The 2027-nt window shown below is 67.4% G+C and carries 2 protein-coding genes; both read left to right on the forward strand.

Annotated elements, in window-relative coordinates; all coding sequences use genetic code 11:
* The first annotated feature begins 253 nt into the window (after window positions 1–253).
* Window positions 254–1132: a tRNA glutamyl-Q(34) synthetase GluQRS gene (gene gluQRS, locus ACTHLF_RS11470; RefSeq protein ID WP_440327473.1), complete on the forward strand. Its 879-nt coding sequence runs from the start codon at window positions 254–256 to the stop codon at window positions 1130–1132.
* Window positions 1133–1188: 56 nt separating this feature from the next.
* Window positions 1189–1929 carry an acetoacetyl-CoA reductase gene (gene phbB / locus ACTHLF_RS11475; protein ID WP_440327474.1) on the forward strand — a complete coding sequence of 247 codons (741 nt, stop codon included), beginning with the start codon at window positions 1189–1191 and terminating at the stop codon, window positions 1927–1929.
* The last annotated feature ends 98 nt before the right edge of the window (window positions 1930–2027 follow it).

The following is a 2027-nucleotide window of genomic DNA, read 5'->3' on the forward strand; positions in this document are numbered from 1 at the left end:
CAGCAGCAGGATGACCGCGAGGTTGGTGGCGACGAACAGAGCGATACGTTTGAACATGGTTTGTCTCTCTCATGCGGCTGGCTATGTGGCGCCGCTGATGCAATTTTTCGGGGCGAAGACTGAACGATTCAATGCCTTCGCACGCTTTGCCGCAAGGGAGGCCTTTGGCAGACGGCTGGCGTGCCTGTCGGCATCGCCTACACTGTCGCGCGCATGCCTCGCCCATCTTGAGAAACCTCTCAATTTTCGCCCGATGACCACCTCTCGCTATCGTGGACGCTTCGCCCCGTCGCCCACCGGCGCCCTGCATTTCGGGTCGCTCGTGACGGCGGTCGGTAGCTGGCTCGTCGCCCGCCACGCCGGCGGCGAGTGGCTCGTGCGTGTCGAAGACATCGATCCGCCGCGCGAGGTTCCCGGTTCGGCCGCCTCGATCCTGTCGACGCTAGATGCCTTCGGACTGACGCCTGACCAGCCGCCGGTCTACCAGTCCCGGCGGAACGACCTCTCCGCCGCGGCCTTCGACCGGCTGCGCGACGCAGGTCACCTGTTCCCCTGCTGGTGCAGCCGCGCCGAGCTGGCGGCGCATGGCGGCCTTCACCGCGACGGTCGGTGCATCGCCGCAGCCGATCCCTCGCGGCCCCCGGCGTGGCGCCTTCGCTCCCCGGACCGGGTCGTGACGTGGCATGACGACCTCCAGGGTCCGCAGGCCGAGAACCTGCGTGAGGTCGCCGGCGACTTCGTCATCCGTCGCGTCGAAGGCCTCTGGTCTTACCAGCTGGCCTGCGTGGTCGACGACGGCGATCAGGGCATCACGCACGTGGTCCGCGGCGCGGACCTGCTCTACTCCACGGCCCGGCAGATCTACCTGCAGCAACTTCTGGGCCTGCCGACGCCGGGCTACCTTCACCTGCCGCTGGTGATGGACGCGCAGGGACGAAAGCTCTCGAAGTCGACCGCGGCCCTCCCCGTGGACCCCGCCGATCCCCTGCCCGCCCTGCGCAAGGCGCTGGACTGGCTCGGTGTGAAGCCGGGGGCCGCGGCCACGCCGGCGCGGCTGTTGAGCGACGCACTCGACGGATTCGCGCCTGCGACGCTCCGCCGCAGTAGTCTTACCCCCGGCACGACGCTATAACGAAGGTTTGCCCGCGCGCGGGCCACGACAGGAAAAAGGCGAGGATGAAGCAGGGCATGACGCAACGCACGGCACTGGTGACCGGCGGCACGGGCGGCATCGGTACGGCGCTCGTGCGCTACCTTGCCCGTCAGGGCCATCGCGTCGCCACCAACTACCGCGACGAGGCCCGCGCGGCGGCGTGGCGCGAAGACATGATTCGCGACGGCATCGATGTCGTGATGGTACCGGGCGACGTGTCGGACCCGGTCTCGGCCGAGGCCATGGTCCGCGGCGTCGAAGACCTCGCGGGCCCGGTCGAGATCCTGATCAACAACGCCGGCATCACGCGCGACACCACGTTCCACAAGATGGACTACCAGCAGTGGACGGAGGTGGTGAACACCAACCTCAACGCCTGCTTCAACGTCACGCGCCCGGTGATCGAAGGCATGCGCTCGCGCCAGTGGGGCCGCATCGTGCAGATCAGCTCCATCAACGGACAGAAAGGCCAGTACGGCCAGGCGAATTACGCGGCGGCGAAGGCCGGCGTGCACGGCTTCACGATTTCGCTGGCGCAGGAGAACGCGAAGTTCGGCATCACGGTGAACACGGTGTCGCCGGGCTACGTCGGCACCGATCTCGTCATGGCCGTGCCGGAAGACATCCGCGCCAAGATCGTCGCGCAGATTCCCGTGGGGCGCCTCGGCCGCCCGGAGGAAATCGCCCACGCGGTGGCGTTCCTCACGTCGGAAGACTCCAGCTGGATCACGGGCTCCAACCTCGCCATCAATGGCGGGCATTACATGGGCTGGTAAAAGAACGGGCTTTTCGTAGGAGCGGGGCGGGGGGCGGCCAGGTTTTTTGGCAGGTGGAAAAGCGCGTGATGCGGGGCGGGAAAATAAGTGGGGGGGCG

The organism is Luteibacter sp., assembly GCF_051958795.1.
GTDB lineage: Bacteria > Pseudomonadota > Gammaproteobacteria > Xanthomonadales > Rhodanobacteraceae > Luteibacter.